This is a genomic window from Paenarthrobacter sp. JL.01a (assembly GCF_025452095.1).
Lineage (GTDB): Bacteria > Actinomycetota > Actinomycetes > Actinomycetales > Micrococcaceae > Arthrobacter.
On the sequence record NZ_CP104877.1, the window covers coordinates 2,860,799 to 2,876,984 of the forward strand.

14 protein-coding genes are annotated in these 16,186 nt (G+C 61.8%); 7 read left to right on the forward strand and 7 right to left on the reverse strand.

Going from position 1 to position 16,186, the window contains the following annotated elements; genetic code table 11:
- Positions 1-56: 56 nt before the first annotated feature.
- The 7 genes from N5P29_RS13470 to N5P29_RS13500 all read right to left on the reverse strand — a co-directional run bounded on the left by N5P29_RS13470 (position 57) and on the right by N5P29_RS13500 (position 4,824).
- The gene (locus N5P29_RS13470) at positions 57-566 is read right to left on the reverse strand and encodes a pilus assembly protein TadG-related protein (RefSeq protein ID WP_315973349.1); all 510 of its coding nucleotides are present in this window, start codon (positions 564-566) and stop codon (positions 57-59) included.
- Positions 563-952 (reverse strand): hypothetical protein, encoded by a 390-nt coding sequence (locus N5P29_RS13475; protein ID WP_315973350.1) that lies wholly within the window; start codon positions 950-952, stop codon positions 563-565. The genes N5P29_RS13470 and N5P29_RS13475 overlap by 4 nt, the downstream gene beginning before the upstream one ends.
- A 124-nt stretch (positions 953-1,076) precedes the next feature.
- On the reverse strand, positions 1,077-1,424 hold the full coding sequence (locus N5P29_RS13480; RefSeq protein WP_410007877.1) for a TadE family protein: 348 nt from the start codon (positions 1,422-1,424) through the stop codon (positions 1,077-1,079).
- A gap of 50 nt (positions 1,425-1,474) precedes the next feature.
- Positions 1,475-1,723, reverse strand: a complete 249-nt coding sequence (locus N5P29_RS13485; protein WP_262275406.1) for a hypothetical protein — start codon at positions 1,721-1,723, stop codon at positions 1,475-1,477.
- 85 nt (positions 1,724-1,808) lie between these two features.
- Positions 1,809-2,750, reverse strand: coding sequence for a type II secretion system F family protein (locus N5P29_RS13490; protein WP_262275407.1), 942 nt, complete (start codon positions 2,748-2,750; stop codon positions 1,809-1,811).
- A complete protein-coding gene (locus N5P29_RS13495) occupies positions 2,747-3,601 on the reverse strand; it encodes a type II secretion system F family protein (protein WP_262275408.1) in 855 nt (284 codons plus the stop codon). Before N5P29_RS13495 ends, N5P29_RS13490 begins: the two co-directional genes overlap by 4 nt.
- Complete coding sequence (locus N5P29_RS13500; RefSeq protein ID WP_262275409.1) at positions 3,601-4,824, reverse strand: TadA family conjugal transfer-associated ATPase; 1,224 nt, start codon at positions 4,822-4,824, stop codon at positions 3,601-3,603. The genes N5P29_RS13495 and N5P29_RS13500 overlap by 1 nt, the downstream gene beginning before the upstream one ends.
- A 274-nt stretch (positions 4,825-5,098) precedes the next feature.
- Here N5P29_RS13500 and N5P29_RS13505 point away from each other — a divergent pair, with 274 nt between their 5' ends.
- The 7 genes from N5P29_RS13505 to N5P29_RS13535 all read left to right on the forward strand — a co-directional run bounded on the left by N5P29_RS13505 (position 5,099) and on the right by N5P29_RS13535 (position 16,130).
- Positions 5,099-7,846 carry a GH25 family lysozyme gene (locus N5P29_RS13505; RefSeq protein ID WP_262275410.1) on the forward strand — a complete coding sequence of 916 codons (2,748 nt, stop codon included), beginning with the start codon at positions 5,099-5,101 and terminating at the stop codon, positions 7,844-7,846.
- Positions 7,847-8,101: 255 nt separating this feature from the next.
- Positions 8,102-9,448, forward strand: coding sequence for a hypothetical protein (locus tag N5P29_RS13510; RefSeq protein ID WP_262275411.1), 1,347 nt, complete (start codon positions 8,102-8,104; stop codon positions 9,446-9,448).
- A gap of 174 nt (positions 9,449-9,622) precedes the next feature.
- A complete protein-coding gene (locus N5P29_RS13515) occupies positions 9,623-10,429 on the forward strand; it encodes a hypothetical protein (RefSeq protein ID WP_262275412.1) in 807 nt (268 codons plus the stop codon).
- Positions 10,430-10,513: 84 nt separating this feature from the next.
- A complete protein-coding gene (locus N5P29_RS13520) occupies positions 10,514-11,041 on the forward strand; it encodes a hypothetical protein (RefSeq protein ID WP_262278585.1) in 528 nt (175 codons plus the stop codon).
- Positions 11,041-14,136 (forward strand): chitobiase/beta-hexosaminidase C-terminal domain-containing protein, encoded by a 3,096-nt coding sequence (locus N5P29_RS13525; protein ID WP_262278586.1) that lies wholly within the window; start codon positions 11,041-11,043, stop codon positions 14,134-14,136. Before N5P29_RS13520 ends, N5P29_RS13525 begins: the two co-directional genes overlap by 1 nt.
- A gap of 213 nt (positions 14,137-14,349) precedes the next feature.
- Positions 14,350-15,105, forward strand: a complete 756-nt coding sequence (locus tag N5P29_RS13530) for a glycosyltransferase (RefSeq protein ID WP_262275413.1) — start codon at positions 14,350-14,352, stop codon at positions 15,103-15,105.
- Positions 15,102-16,130 (forward strand): lysylphosphatidylglycerol synthase domain-containing protein, encoded by a 1,029-nt coding sequence (locus N5P29_RS13535; RefSeq protein WP_262275414.1) that lies wholly within the window; start codon positions 15,102-15,104, stop codon positions 16,128-16,130. The genes N5P29_RS13530 and N5P29_RS13535 overlap by 4 nt, the downstream gene beginning before the upstream one ends.
- Positions 16,131-16,186: the final 56 nt, after the last annotated feature.

Consider the following 16,186-nt stretch of genomic DNA (forward strand, 5'->3'; position numbering starts at 1 on the left):
CAGCGTACGCTATCGGCCGGGCTGCACTGGCGGTTCCATCTCCACCCGCCCCATCATTACTGCCTCAACCTTGAGCGTGCGGTTGCCTTCGCCTCAATGACTATCCCATCGGGAACCAGGAAACTGACCAGCGGCGGATGGGCCACTGCCCTGAGGACCACAACAGCCGTGCCACCGGGTTCGCTGCCGGTTCCCTCCGCCACCACCAGCTTGTCATGCGCTGCGAAGGCTTTGCTTTTCTCGAGATAGGACCCCGCTGTGGCCAGCACCCGGTCATCGGCCAGCGTCACAGCAGGCACGCTCCCGCCTTGAAGGTCCTCCACCAGGTACGAATCCGCGGCCGCGAGCGCAGCGCCGTCCGCCAGGGACAGGAGCTTCTTGTGCTCCAGATACATGGAGGAAGCGGCCATCACCACGGTGGCCAGAAGAAGTGCCAACAGGACGTATCCGAGGATGAGCACAGTGATTTGACCGTCATCGCCGGGCCTGTTGCGCTTCGGGGGCAGGTTGCCTGTCCCGACGGAGTGGGCAAGACATGCCGTTTGGCGTACACCTGCCCTGCTCACCGGAAACGTCCCACGATTTGTGTGGCGGAGGCGCTCAGTCTGCTGGCGTTCAGGTGCAGCGTGTCTCCGAAAGGAACCATCGGAAGGGGCACGTCCAGGCGAACTGTCACGGTAACGCTGGTCCCGGCCGCCAGGCAGTTCGGCTGATCGCAGGAAATCTCCACGGTTGCCTGCTCGGGGGTGTGTCCGTAGTCAGCCAGGGCCACCACTATGGACTGCTCCGCGGCAAGCTTCGCCATCACCGGATCCGTCTGGCTTACGAAAACCTTGGCTGCCTGGTCTGCCGCCCCGACCACGCCAAACGATGCCCCCTGGATTTGCCCCATAGTCACTACGAAGTAGATCAGTGGCACCATCAGCAGGATCGCCAGGAAGGTGAACTCCACGACCGCACTCCCCCGTTGTGGTTCGAGGCTCCGGGCATCCAGATGCTTATCCGGCGACGTTCCGGCCAGGCAAAGCGCCCTGCATGCCCTATGCCGGAGTCCTCGGCCGAGGGACTGCGCATGATCAGCCAGGGAGAGCAGCATGTCCACGCACCTCCATCGACCCGCCAGGACCCATCAGCCCGAGAACGGGCATCGGTGCCCTGACCCTGATTTCCAGCGTATGGATGCCATCAATGTCCATTTCGGCAGTGGTGATGTCCTGCGCGAATCCTGCGTTCAAGGCGGACGTGATCAGCTCTGCCGTTCGGGCTTCGGCATCCGAGGACGTCCGGTCAGCCAGTGCGCCGTAGCGCGCGCCGGATGCTGCGGCGTCAATGAGTGTATTGCGGACATGCAGTATCAAAGTGAGTTGGATGACTGACATGAAGAACACGGTCAACAGTGCTCCGACCAGCACGAAATCGACCACAGCCGATCCCCGTTCCTCGGCCGGCCGATACTGCCGCGCCGAACCACGAATTACTTGCCCACCTTTGCCATGGCCTGATTGAACATGTCATTCAATGCAGGCGTCGCCAGAGCAAGAAGGCCGGCAACCAGCGCTGCGGACATCAGTGTGATCATGACCCAGCCAGGCACGTCTCCACGATCCCGTTCCCCAGGCCCTGGGACGGCCCGAAGGACAATGCCCGAGAGCAGGCTTCGGGCCGCGAGGGTCCGGACTGATGTTGTGGTTGCAATGGACAACGTGCTTGCGATGATTCTCATGGTTCTCCCCAATCGTGGTGGTCTAATGACGTTGTTGCCTGAGCGGACTGAAAGCAGGTATCCGGTGGGTGTGAGGCCACCAGCCTCAGAGGTTCAGCTGCAGTGCTGCGATGGCCGGAAAAGCTGCGAATACGACTGTGAGCGGCAGGACGCCGAAAACAAGCGGCACCATCATGGCTATCTCTTTTCGACCCGCAGATTCCATCAGTTCACGTTTGGCTGCATCCCGGACGTCAGCTGCCTGTGCCCGAAGGACATCGGCCAGTGGGGTCCCGCGTTCCACAGCAACCACCAGGCCGTCGAAAAACCTGACCAATGGAGACAACTCTGCACGGCCGGAAAAGGCCTGGAGTGCCTCAGCAAGGGGCTTCCCCGATCGGGCGTCCGCCAGGATCAAACTGAACTCGTGGGAGAGCTCCCCTTGCGAGCTGCGGCTCACCCGGTCCATGGCCCCCAACGCGCTCTCTCCGGCTGCCACTGCCAGCGCCATGAGCTCTGCGAGGCTGGGGAACTCGGACAACATTCTTCTTTCCCGTCGCCGTATCTGCTGGCTGAGCACAAAATCGCGGAGCACGTAACCTCCAAGGGCGGCCCCGATGGCGGCAACGAATGAAAGGGCGGGACTGAACTGTCCGGCTGCTGCACGTACTGCGACAACCAACAACGCCAGGACCAAGCCGCCACCGGCCCAGAGTATTTGCTCGACCCGGAAATCAAGGATCGATTTTGTGGAACCCGAACGGGCAAGCCGCTTTGAGACGACCGCTGTCCCGACGTTCAAGCGCGATATTGCCACCACCGCGTCCCGGAAAAAGGGACGCAGAATCCGTTCCAACGGACCAAAAGGTGTGAGGTCTTGTTCCGGGACAGCCAGTAGGCGGGATTCAAGATTCCTCGACTTCAATTGCGGGCTGATGCGCTCGGAAAAAGTCACCCGACGCATGAACGGCAGACGCACCAGGACCATCCAGAATCCGGCTCCAAGCAGCACTCCGGCACATACGGCCAAGGCCAATGATGCGCTCATCGAAGAACACGTTCGTCATCAGGCAATGCGCCTACGCGAAGCATTAACGAATAGCAGAGCACCGAGACCAGCAAGCCTCCCAGGAGTACCATGGCACCGGCCGCTGAGTTGTACGCCAACATCGCCTCCGGCCGGCTGGCCATCACTACCAGTACTATCCACGGGGCAGCGACTGCCAACCTGGCCGCGTTAACGGTCCATGATTGTCTTGCCTCCAACTCGCTGCGGGTACGGGCATTGTCCCTGAGGAAGTCCGACAACGTTCCCAACATCCGGCCCAGGTCAGATCCACCCACCTCGCGGGTCATTCGCAGGGCTTCAAGGATTCGGTCTGCCACCGGATCCGCGAGCCGGTCTTTCAACCTGTTAAGGGCTCCATCAAAGTTCCCGCCGGCGCGGTAGTCCGCACCGAAGTCAGAGAAAAGCGGTCTCAGCTCTTCCGGTCCCTTGTAGCCCAGCTGGATGAGGGCCTCAGGCAACGCAAGGCCGGCACGAATGGCAGAGCGCAGGTGGTCCACGACATCAGGCCACAGCAAGCGAAGCGCCGCACGCCGCTTTCGTGCCCGCCAGCGGACGATCCCCACAGGCACCCAGGATCCGAACAACCCGAAGCACAACGAAACTGCAGGCGATCCTGTAAGGACGTAGAAGACGATAGCTACAACCAGGCCAAAGCCCCCGCAGGTGAGGAGGAGCGTGGGCCCTGTAACCCTTTCTATCCCGGCCGACAGAAGCAGCTGGTCCAACCCGCGCCGCCTGTTTTTTCCAAGCCTTGGAACCGGCTGCTCCCACATCGACCACCAGATGAGAAACAGCCCGAAGCCGCACAGAACTCCCAGGAGCGGTGCCATCAATTCACCTCGAGCAGAGCGGAGACATCGAAGCCCGCGCGGGCGAATTTCTCCGCGGCCGGCATCGCATTGGGTCTGGGCTGGAGCTGGCCTGCCGTCATCCCGAACACGGTGGATGACTCGATGATCCCGTTTTCCACCCGTCGGCCCAAAGCAAGGACTTCGGTGACTTGTCTCCGCCCTGATTGATGCCGGCCACAATGGACCACCAGATCGATGCACGAGGCCACAGTGGGCACCACGAAAGCGCTGGCGATGTTGGCTCCGGCCAGCAGGGGCAACGTGCAGATCTTGGTGACGGCGTCATGGGCTGAATTCGCGTGTACGGTGCACATCCCGGGAAGTCCGGAGTTCAGCGCGATCAGCATGTCCAGGCTTTCAGCTTCCCGGACTTCGCCAACAATCAATCTGTCCGGCCGCATTCGCAGGGCTTCCTTGACCAGTCGGCGGAGTGGTATCTCGCCTTCACCTTCCAGGTTCGGTTGACGGCATTGAAGGCCAATGACGTCACGCAATGGCAACTTCAGTTCGAAGATCTCCTCAACGGTGATGACGCGTTCCCGGGAGCCAATGTGGGCCCCAAGGCAATTGAGCAGGGTGGTCTTTCCAGCCTGTGTGGCCCCTGAGACAAGAATATTGAGTCCACTGGCCACTGCTGCGCCGAGAAACCTTGCCGCCTGGGGTGACAAGCTGCCGAGCTCAACGAGGTGTTCCAGCCTGCTGGCCCTGGCGGTGAACTTTCTGATGTTTACGGCCCAGTGCCTTCTGGTGATGTCGGGGATGGCGACATGGAGCCTGGAGCCGTCCGGGAGCGCTGCATCGACGAAGGGCGATGACAAGTCCAGCCGGCGTCCGGAAGTCTTCAGCATCCGCTCGACCAGATCACGGACCTGCTGCTCGCTCAGACTCACGGTGGTCAGTTCGGACTCCCCGTTACGGGCCACATAGACCTCATGGGGAGCGTTGATCCAGAGTTCTTCGATGGCATCATCGTCAAGGAACGGCTGAAGCGGCCCGAAACCCGCGACGGCGTCGAAAATGAGGCGCCGGGCAGTCTCGAGATGACCTAACGGAGGAAGCGGTGCAAGGAGGGCCCGTTCGTCGTAGTCGTTGACCGCCTCCTCCACCAGGGAGCGGACGTCGCCCGTCTGTTGGAGCGGATCCAAGCCTCGACGCCGGATCAGCTCCCGGACTTCTCCCTCGACGATCCTTACTGCATCCACAGCTCTCCCCAATGGTCACGATTGCGTAAACGAGAGGCGCATCTCGAGTGACTTACGCTAAGTGAGCCATGGGTCGGCCTCAAGTCCGTCGCGGGGCCATGTGGATAACTAGGAAACTCCAGTCACAACAGCACCCTCAATCCCACTAGTCACTCGTGTTTCAGAATGTTAGGGTAAAGCCCGTTAGGAGCTGGCCTATGGTCTCACGCGCAGGCGCCCGAAGCTTGTCCCTAAGCCACACCATGCACCGCTGAGCCGCGGTACAGGGCCGGATATGATGATGAAACATAAATTGATGGTCCCGGCGGGACGCATTCCCTCGCTGCGCATAGGGCTGGCGCTGACCGTCGCCCTCACGGCCGGCAGCGTCCTTGGCGCGCCCGCCTGGGCACAAACCCCCGCCCCACAACCGGCACCGGCCTCCGGGGCTCCGGCACCGGGATCACCTCAGGGCCCGAAGCCAGCAGGAAACGGCCCCGCTTCAACTCCTGCCGACAACAGCCCTCCCCCCGGAAGATTGCCTGACCAGCAAGCGCCTATCACCGGCGTCGAACTTTCTCCTGGCGGAGCGACCACACCCGCGCCCGGCACCGACAGCAAAGCCGAAGCGCAGGCAGCAAAGCCGAAGGCGATGCCGGGCAATGCGCCGGACGCCGAGACCATGAAGGCCGCGATGCGGGCGTCCATCCCGGCCGGCGGCGCAGAAATGGGCCAGCGCTCCCCCAGGGTCGTCACAGCCAAAAAGGACAAGGAAGCGGCCGCACCCGCCCGCGCCAAGTCCGTCGGCGGGGCGGTCCAGGCTTTGGTACCAATGGCAGCCGATCCGGACCACTGGCGTCCGACCATCGGAATCCAAGGCCAGGATGTCAGCGCCCACCAGGGCAATGTCGACTGGCAAAGCCAATGGAGCCAAGGCTCCCGGTGGGCCTACGTCAAGGCTTCCGAAGGCAACTACTACCTCAACGAAAACTACGCCCAGCAGTACAACGGCTCCCGGAATGTCGGCATGGTCCGCGGTGCGTACCACTTCGCCATCCCCAACTGGTCATCCGGTGCTGACCAGGCCCGGTACTTCGTGGCCAACGGGGGCGGCTGGTCGGCAGATGGCTACACCCTCCCGCCGGTCCTGGACATCGAGTACAACCCCTACGCCGGACGCACCATCAACGGCTTCTACTTCGGCAACACCTGCTATGACATGTCGAAGGCACAACTGGGCCAGTGGGCAGCCGACTTCGGCAACACCGTCAAGGCCTTGACCGGCAGATTCCCGGTCATCTACAGCACCACCGACTGGTGGAACACCTGCGTTGGCAACAGCACCTTCGGGAACTATCCCCTGTGGATCGCCTCGTACTGGAACAACCCCACCAACGCGCCCGGGTCTTTGCCGGCAAGCTGGAACGACTACTCCATGTGGCAGTACAGCAGCACCGGCCCCTTTGAAGGCGACTCCAACATCTTCAACGGCACCTACGACGAGCTCCGTACCTTCGCCCGCGGTGTACCTGCCCCGTCAAATCCCTCGATCCGTTCAGGTGCGGACGTGCTGGCGGCAATGCCCTCCGGGCGGCTCGATAACTTTCCAGCAGACGGCCAAGGTCGGATATCGGGCCCGGTAACCATCGGTTCCGGCTGGGGCAATGCCCTGTCGGTCCATGTTGTCGACTGGAACCAGGATGGTGTCCAGGACATCCTTGCCCAATGGGCCGACGGCACACTGCAGGTCTATCGAGGTGCCTCCGGCGGTGGCTTCAGCACACCGATCCAGGTGGGCAGCGGGTGGCAGGAAATGTCACTGGCCGCCGGATGGTGGAACTCAAGGGATGCTTTCCCCGGGGTCATTGGCCAGGATGGCGACGGCAACTTGTACCGGTACCAAAATGCTTCGGGAGGTGCGCTGAGCGGCGGCGTCCAGATCGGTACCGGGTTCAGCGGGCACCAGTTCAACCTTTTGGATTTCGACGGCGACGGCAGCCAGGACCTCGTCTCCAGAACCGCAGACGGTACCATGCGGCTGTTCCGCAGCAACGGACTCGGATCGTTCCGTTCCGAACCGGCACAGGTCATTGGCAACGGGTGGTCGGCCATGACCTCCGTCAGCTCTTCAGCGGGCTTCAATGGTGCGGGTTCGCAGGGACTGCAGGCCCGCGCTGCCAACGGCGACCTCTACTATTACCCGGCCGCGGGCGGCTCCTGGGGCAACCGCTTCCTGACTGGTTTGGGGTGGAACGACGCCATGCTCATAGGCGGCGCGCCAGTCAATGTTGAGTCCACCCTGGGCGTTGACGAGCCCGATGTCCTGGCCGTTCGGCAGGACGGCAACCTGTATCGCTACGCCGGTTCAGGCTCCGGCTCCCTGAACTCTCCTGAGCTCATCGGCACGCAATGGACCGGCTTGAAGGCTGGTTTCCTGACCGATTGGAACGGCGACGGTGCCTTGGACATCCTCGCGCAATGGAGCGATGGAAGGCTGAGCATGTACCCGGGCGTGCAGGGCCGCGGCTTCGGCGCCCCCCTCAGCCTCGGCACAGGCTGGCAGGACTGGACCCTCACCGTGGGACGGTGGAAAAAGTCCGATGCCCGGCCGGGCATCGTGGCCTATGACCCGGCAGGCCGTTTGTTCCAGATCAGCAATCCCTCCGGCGGCGCCCTGGGAACGCGTACCCAGATCGGAACAGGCTGGTCAGGCCTGGACATCGTCCAAATGGACTTCGATAAGGATTCCAACGCCGATCTGCTGGCGAAGAATGCTTCCGGCAACCTCATGCTGTACCGGTCGAACGGCAGCGGGGTTTTCATCACGGAAGCTCCGTCAACCGTCGGGACGGGATGGAATGTCATCAACAGCTACGGAGCCATCCGCGGATTTGCGGGAGCGAACTCAACCGGAATCATCGGTCGAACAACCGGCGGTGAACTTCGCTACTACCCCGTCGGGCAAAACCGTACATGGGGCTCGCCCAGCGTGATCGGGTCCGGCTGGGGTGGCCTGAAAATCCTCTCACCGGCAGCAAGGTAGCCAAAGCAAGGAACGAGCTCTTGGGAAGGGCCCGCAAACTCCAGAATGGAGCATGCGGGCCCTTTCCGGTATTCACCGGAAAGCGTCGGAAATGAAACAATTGCTCTCCGCTGCAATGGATGGGCGTCATATCCGAAGATTGCGTGGTCTAATGAAGGTGGTCTCACGTTTTGGCTGTTCAGCGCAATGGGAAACGGGCTTTGTTTGGGGGCAAACGAAGGTCACCACTGTCGCACAATCAAGGAGTGATCTTTCATGGCGTTTACCGTTTCCACGGCCAAGGTCAGTATTTCCCCGTCCATAGATGTCAATCCGTACATGGCGGGGTACGGGACCCTGGACGGTGGTCGTGAGGCAACCAGCAGTGCACCCTACGAATCCCTGTGGGTCCGTGCAATCGTACTGTGGGAGGACGGCTCGCCGAACCTCATCATGAGTGTGGATATCCTCGCCTTGCCGCATTCAATACACCAGAGTGCCAGGGCAAGGATCCTTCAGCTGGCAAGCTGGACCAACGGCGACATCCTGATCCAGTCGACACACACCCATAACGGGCCGGTAGTGGTTGACACCCTTCACCCGTTCATGTGCTACGGATTGTCTGACTTGTCGATGGTGGAAACCTACAGCAAGCAGCTCGAGGACGACCTCGTGGATGCAGCCCAGAAAGCACTGAACAACGCGCAGACAGCGGTTACGCTCGACTACAAGGTCACGACGGCGAGCATCGCCTACAACAGGGCGGGTTTGCCGTACCTGGAAGACACGGTTCCCGTCATTGTCGCCCGCCGCTCGAACGGGAAAGCACGAGCAGTCATTTTCAACTATGCCTGCCACCCAGTGGCTGCCGGTATGCGGACTCTGTTCGACGGAGATTTCCCGGCAGGAGCTTGCAACTACATCGAAAACAACAACACGAATTGTTTTGCCCTGTTCCTCCAAGGAGCAGCCGGCGACCAAAACCCCATGGGTGAGCCCAGCTGGGACCTTCGCGATGAATATGCCACCAAACTTGGTTCAGCCGTGTCGATCGCGATGCAAACTGCCGGTCGAACCATCGGCAGTCCGCTGCAGACAAGCTACAAAGAGATCCAGATACCGCTGGACATCACGCCCACGGCTGGAAACCTTGCAGCGGTAAGGGCCGCCTACGCTTCACGTCTGCCGAACCTCGACGGCAACCCTGCCTGGTACGGACGCCACGCCCAGGTCATGATCGGACGAATCGACAGCGGCAGCTACGCCACGACCGTCACGTGCCCGTTCCAGGTCTGGAAATTCGGTGGAAGCCCGCAACTGAAAATCGGCATTGTCGGCGGGGAGCTGGTCAGCGGCTACGCAGCATATTTCCGTTCGAAATACGGCGGAGCAAACGGCGTCATTGTGGGCGGCTACGGTAATGAGTCCTGCTACTACCTGCCGAGCGCCCAGTTTTTGCCGCCATACTCGGTGGGCGGAAGTTATGAGGGTGGATGGGATCCCGACTATCCCGGGATCGCTGGCGGGTCGATGACCGTCTACGGCCACATTGCCCACTTCATCGGTGGAACCGGCGGTGTGGAAGCCACCATTATCAACACCCTGAACTCGATGCTGGCCTAAGTAGATGCTGGCCCTGTAAAGCAGAAGCGGTTCGAAGGCCTTGGCCATTGGCCGGGGCCTTCGTTACTCCTGCGTCACCCGCTGCACAAACCGTAGCGGTATCGATACCCGATTCGCCGGGCATTCCATTGACCCGGCTGACTGCTCCGGAGAACCATGGAGCTGGAGGCCCTGATGCGATTTCACTACCTTTGCGCAGCTGCGGCGGTGCTGCTGCTTGCTTCGGGCTGTTCCTCAGCTCCGGGGCCAACACCCACGACGTCCGCCACGTCCTCAGCCCCTGCCGGCCCGACCTCTCCGTCGCGGTCCGCACCGCCGTCGGAAACTCCGTCAGATCCCTCCAGCGACCCAGGCGAAGGCAGCGGACAGGGTGCCGGCGATCCGGACGACTCGGGCCGCTTCTCCTACTCCTGTACCAGCCTCAATGGCGTACCCGACACCACTTACTCGAGCCTGGCCGAGGTCTGGGCATCGTCAGGTTATGTGCGTTTGGACTCCTGCACGGCCAACTACCAGGGTCCACAACCTTACGAACCCACCGAAGACGAAGCCAGGATCATTGCCATCGCCGAGCCCGGCAAGGACCCGACCCAAGGCCTGGAGTCCTACTTGGCGGCGTTGGGACTTTGCACCCGCGTCAGCGATGATTCCGCTTCGCAGCTTTTTGGCGGCAGCAGCCGCCAGCTCCTGCAGGCTGCCAGCCAGCTGTGCCCTAAAGCGCCCCAAGGAAAGATCATTGCACTGTGGGCCGCCGGCGCCCGCGCCGGTGACGGCGAACATGCAGTGGGCGACGGCGGCCTGGCCGCCGGTAGATTCCATCTCCGGAAAACGCCCCCGGAAGGCTGCATCTGGAGTGTCAAAGGGCCGGATGGCGGCCAAAAGGCGGCCGGTGGCGCCGTCGAAGGACAAGCCGGAATTCTTCTTGCAGAAAAAGACGTCTTAAGTAGTGACAAATGCGGAATATGGGAGAAGATGGAGTAATGCAGCCGGCAACGGCTGGGGCGAACATCCAACTGCATGCGGAGCTGGGGAGCATCCGAATGAAGTGGGGATCCCTCGGTGGATATGCCAAGACGCGCTGTCGTCCAATTTGGCCTTGCCGGTCTCGTTCTTACGGGCTGCTCTGTCCAAGCCACGCAAAAAGTTGAGCCGTTCCGGCTGGGCGTAACGAATGCCGGCGATGCCGACACTCCTCGTCGCGAAAGACCGGAACCGGTAAAAAGGTACAAGTTTGACTGTCGTGGGGCGGATGGAAACTCGCTCGCGGTCCTGTCAAGCCTTCCGGAAGTCTGGGCGAATACCCAGTACAAGAAATTCGCCGACGTCCGGGTTGCCTACGTCGGCCCGCAGCCCCAGGTCCTTGAAGCCGAGGAAAACGCTGCCGTCAACGTCGCGATTGAAGCCGGGGCCTCCGGTAACCGGGCGGATATCTGCCTGGCAATAGTCAAGGCATGCACCCGCAGCAATCCCCCCACCATCAGTACCGCGCTGTACGGGCTCGGTGGGGCGCCGATCGTCAAAGGCGCACTGACGCTGGCCCCCATGGCGCCTCAGTCGGCAGTCCTGACCAAGTGGCTGAAGGAAGTGGCGTGATGGAACAGTCCACAGCCCGAGTCTTCACCCCAGGCCGGCTCCGCGGCAGGAAACTGACAACATTGGTGGCGGCAGCGGCTTTGGCCGTTGCCGGAATGACCGCCGTCGTCTCCAGCACCCCGGCCTTCGCCGACCAACAGCGCCAAGTGGTCGGCACTGGTCTTACCAAGGCTGCCGGCACAGTCGTGGATCCCGTCGGCAAAGTATGGGTTTCGGACAGTGTCGCCGGCTTCTGCCGCATGTCCGAGCCAACCAACGGACAACCCGGCACCGTAGAAAAGGACACCTGCCTGGGCGGTAGCCTGCCCGGATCGGGGCAAGGTGCAAAGGTGCCCGGAGTGGCCAGCATCTACGATCCCACGCCCGCCAAGGTGGGCAGCGGTGACGAGATAGCGTTCATTCCTGACGCCTCGGTGGGAAGCTCGCATTTGGTACGCGCCGAATGGAGTCCTTCCCTTAACCGTTTCGAGTACAGCAGCACGCTCTCCATCCTGGATGGCGATGTCCGGCCGAACGCCGTCAGCGACGGACCCGACGGCAACATCTACCTTTCCTTTGCGAATGCGCGCTCGATCATCAAGATCGTTGATCCGACCATCAAGCACCCGAGCATCGAAACCATCGCCTCGGTCACTACCAAGGCCCTGGGCCTGGTGGCCGCGGGCTGGGACAGCAACGGTCACGTCAGCGTCTACGTGCTGGAAACCACCGGACTTCGGGCCTTTTCGGCCCCGGACGACGGCGACATGACCAACTATGTGCCGCTGGCGTCCTACAACGTTGGCGTCGCCTCGTCGATCTACTACGACTACGATGCCCACATCATCTACACGGGCACCAGCACCGGGACCACTGCGGCCGATGCTGGAAAGGACAAGGTCTCACGACTGAATCTGGACACCGGGGTTGTCGACAACTCCTGGGCTTTGGGCTTCAGCAAGATCAGCGGCCTCGGCATGCGTGGTGGCCAGTTGCTGGTATTGGACGATCCCGGTCAGCTGAACGCGACACCGGCTACCGGCCAAGGCAAGATGAGCCTCCTGGGCGGAGTCGTAGCCCAGATCACCTCCGGCCCGACGCTGGCAAGTGGGGCGCAGTCGCCTAATCCCGCGTACACCAACGACACAACACCGACGTTTGGTGTCAGCGCGGATCCGAGCGGAAGCGCTCTGGAATGCTCCGTCGGTGGGGCCTGGACGGATTGCACCAGTGGCACGTACACCTCAGCTGTCCTGGCAAACGGACCGCAGACGTTCTCAGTACGGCCGGCTCCGGGAGGCGTTCCTGTTTCGCGGACGTTTACCGTGGACACCGTGGCCCCTGCCGCGCCTGTCTTCACCGCGCCAAACAGCGGACAGGTAGTGAACGGGAAGCCGGTACTCGGTGCGACCTTCGAAGCCGGAACCACGCTGAGTTGCTCGGTTGATTCCACGGCGGACGCTGATTTCAAGGCGTGCGTACCGGGTGACACCTTCACGCTGACCACAGAAGGTGCGCACACCCTGCGCATCAGGAGCACGGATGCCGCCGGCAACGTCGGCCCTGCTGCTTCCTTGAACGTGACAGCGGACCTCACGGCTCCGCAGGTGGCAATCACGGCTCCGGCCAGTGGCGCCACAGTCGGTGCCGGATACCAGTTCCAGTTCGCTTCCACTTCACCGGACGTAACCGGGTTCCGCTGTCGGCTGGGGACAGATGCCTTCACGGCCTGCACCTCCCCCAAGGTTTACGCCGACATCGCCAACGGTCCGAACAGGTTCGAAGTTGAAGCCCGGGACGCTGCGGGGAACACGACGGTGGCCGGTGTGAACTTCACGGTCTTCGTCGCTGATACAACACCACCGACCGTGACGGCGGATCCCGTCGCCGGCACCTACGGCCCGTCGAGCAAGATCACGCTCACGGCCAATGAAGCCGGCGCGAAGATCTACTACACGGAAGATGGCAGCACACCCACTACGGCCAGCACGCTTTACACCGCCCCCATCGCGATGGGCAGCAAGACGCTCAAGTACATGGCGGTGGATGCGTCGAACAACGCCTCTGCGCCACAGACACAGGTGTACGTGTTGGACAACGTTGCGCCGACTGTCACGGCCAGCCCCCAGGGCGGCAACATCACCCTGGGACAAAGCGTCACGCTGACTACTGAGGCCGGGGCAAAGATCTACTACACCACCGATAATTCCACCCCGACTGTGAACAGCCAGGTTGGAACGACGACGGTGACGATCACGCCCACGGCAACCACCACGGTGAAGTACTTTGCCGTCGACACCGCAGGAAACCAATCGGCGGTCGCCTCGCAGACCTACACCGTGCCTCCGGCCCCCGCCAATACCTGGAAGGACTACAACTCAGATGCCAAGAATGACGTCCTGGCCCGCGATGCGGCCGGAACACTGTGGCTCTACCCGGGCAACGGCACAGGCGGTTGGCTGGGCAAGGTCAACACTGGTACCTCCTGGAACAACTACAACCTGATCATTCCCACCAAGGACTTCAGTGGAGATGGACGCAGCGATGTCTTCGCCCGGGATGCCGCCGGACAACTGTGGCTCTTCAAAGGCAATGGAACAGGCGGTTGGCAGCCGGCTGTGTCCGTGGGAAGTGGTTGGAGTGGAATGACGGCAATCGTCGCTCCCGGCGACTTCAGTGGAGACGGCAAGTCCGACCTTCTGGCAAGGGATGCATCAGGGGTGCTGTGGCTCTACAAGGGCGACGGTCTGGGTAAGTTCACCGCAGGGGCAACACAGGTCGGGGCCGGCTGGAACGTCATGAATGCCATCTTCAGCACCGGCGATTTCAACGGTGATGGCAAGACTGATGTGATCGCCCGGGATACCGGCGGCGCCCTCTGGCTCTATCCGGGCAATGGCACCGGCGGCTGGGGCACCCGCACCCAGATCGGCAGCGGCTGGGGTGGCATGACGGCACTCCTCGGCCCAGGCGATTTCAATGGCAACGGCAAGGCCGATGTCCTGGCCAGGGATGCCAATGGCAATCTGTGGCTCTACCCAGGCAACGGCACCGGTGGGTGGCTGGCCTGGGGTCAAGTAGGAACAGGATGGCAAGGATTCACGTCGCTCCCCTAGTGGACTGAACCGCCGGCTTGCCGTTTCGAGGGGTGCATCGGAGAATATCCGGTGCACCCCTTTCCGTGGCTGGGTTCCGTGAGCGCATCCGTGCTTCCACGGAACGTTTGCACTCATGAACTAGACTGAGGGTTTGCAAGGACCTCGTGACGCCAGCGTTGCGGGCTGCGGCTGGCGTCAAGAATTCGTCGGCAGGAACTACCGAGGAGAGTCTTGACTTTCGACCAGGCAGGCCAACCGGATCTCTCCGTTGTGATCCCGGTCTATAACGGAGAACGGATATTGGCGGCAACCATGGCGCGCCTTTCCGGCTATCTAACCAGTGGCAACTCCGAGATCATCATCGTGGAGAACGGATCTTCCGACAACACACTTCAGGTTGCCCGTGAGCACGCGGTGGACACTCCGAACGTCACGTTCCATGTTCTCCAAAGCGAAAAAGGGATGGGCAACGCATACCGGAAAGGCATTGAAGCCAGCTCCGGTCGACGCGTCCTCCTGACCGCGGACGATCTCCCCTTCGGGACGGATGATCTTGATGAAGATGCAAAGCTCACCCCCAAGCCGCACGTGGTCATCGGTTCCAAGGCGCACAAGAATTCGAACATCCAGCGCAGCCCCCTGCGGGGACTGACCACCTTCGGATTCAAGACACTTCGACAGGTGATTCTTGGATCCAAGGTTGGCGATTCCCAGGGCACGCTGATCGTCGACGGCGGCTGGTTGCGGAGCATGGTGCATCGTTTTGACGATCCCGGTTTCCTCTTCAGCACCCAGGTCGTCTACGCCGCTGAAAAGCAGGGATTCGACATCGTGGAAGTTCCCGTCACTTTGGCCCCCGACGACGAACCCGGCGAAACCACCATCCGGACTGCCGACGTCGTCAAGATGTTCAAAGGCCTGGTGGCCATGCGCCGCCGGAAAAATGAACTCGCAGCCGCCCCCAGCGCTGGGACCCACGCCTCATGACAGGATCCATCGCAGAAACCCCGTCAAACGAGAACGACGTGAACGTGGAACAGCCGCCCGCGAAATCCACCAAAGCCAAGCTGGTGGATTTTGCCCGGCGCGCCCTCGTGGTCATCGTCTTTGCCGCTGCTGTCTATTTCATTGCGGTCCAATGGCCCCAGGTCCAAGCCACGGTCTTTGCGCTGGAATGGTGGCAGGTCCTGCTTTCCCTGCTGGCCCTCATTCCGGGTGTTCTTCTCGGCATGTACATGTGGCGGGTCGTCATGTCCAGCCTGCTCAAGGCGGTGGACGTCGAGCCGCAGGGTTTGGTCCTTAACCAGATCTACCTCGTTGGCCAGATCGGCAAGTACCTTCCCGGTTCCGTGTGGGCATTCGTCCTCCAGATGGAGCTCGGCCGAAAGAACGGCATCGCAAGGGCCCAGGTCTTCGTGGCCTCGCTGGTGAGCACCGGCATCACCATCGGCGCGGCATTGGTGGTCGGAGCTTCAGCGCTGCCGATCCTCGTCCAGCGCGAGCCCAACCTGCAGTGGCTGTACGTGATCCTGCCCGTCGTCATCCTGGCGATGAACCCGAACGTTGTGACCTTCCTGGTCAACCTCGTGCTCAAGGTGTTCCGTCGGCCGCCGCTGCCTGAGCGCATCCAGGCGAACACCATGGTCAAGGCCTTCATTCTCGGCGTCCTCATGTACCTCTGCTACGGCCTGCACTTGTGGATCCTGGTCGGTCACGAGGCAACCCTGGATCTCGCTACATTCCTGGTCCTCACAGGAGCCCTGGCGCTCGGGATGACCTTGGGCGTGCTCGCGTTCCTGCTTCCCGCCGGCGTGGGAGCGCGGGAGGCCATCCTCATCCTCGCATTGGCCGGCATGATGACGGCCGGTGCTGCAACGGCAATTGCCGCGCTGTCCCGGATCATGTTCACCGTCGCAGACCTGCTCTGCGTCGGCATCGCCTTTGTGCACTTCCGGTGGCGCCAACAGTCAGCTTCCAAATCACCCGGAGAAAGCACCTCAGAGCCCAGCTGATGCTGTGGGTCTTTCCCGCGCCCGGGAATCAATGATTCCCGGGCGTTCTTCGGGGC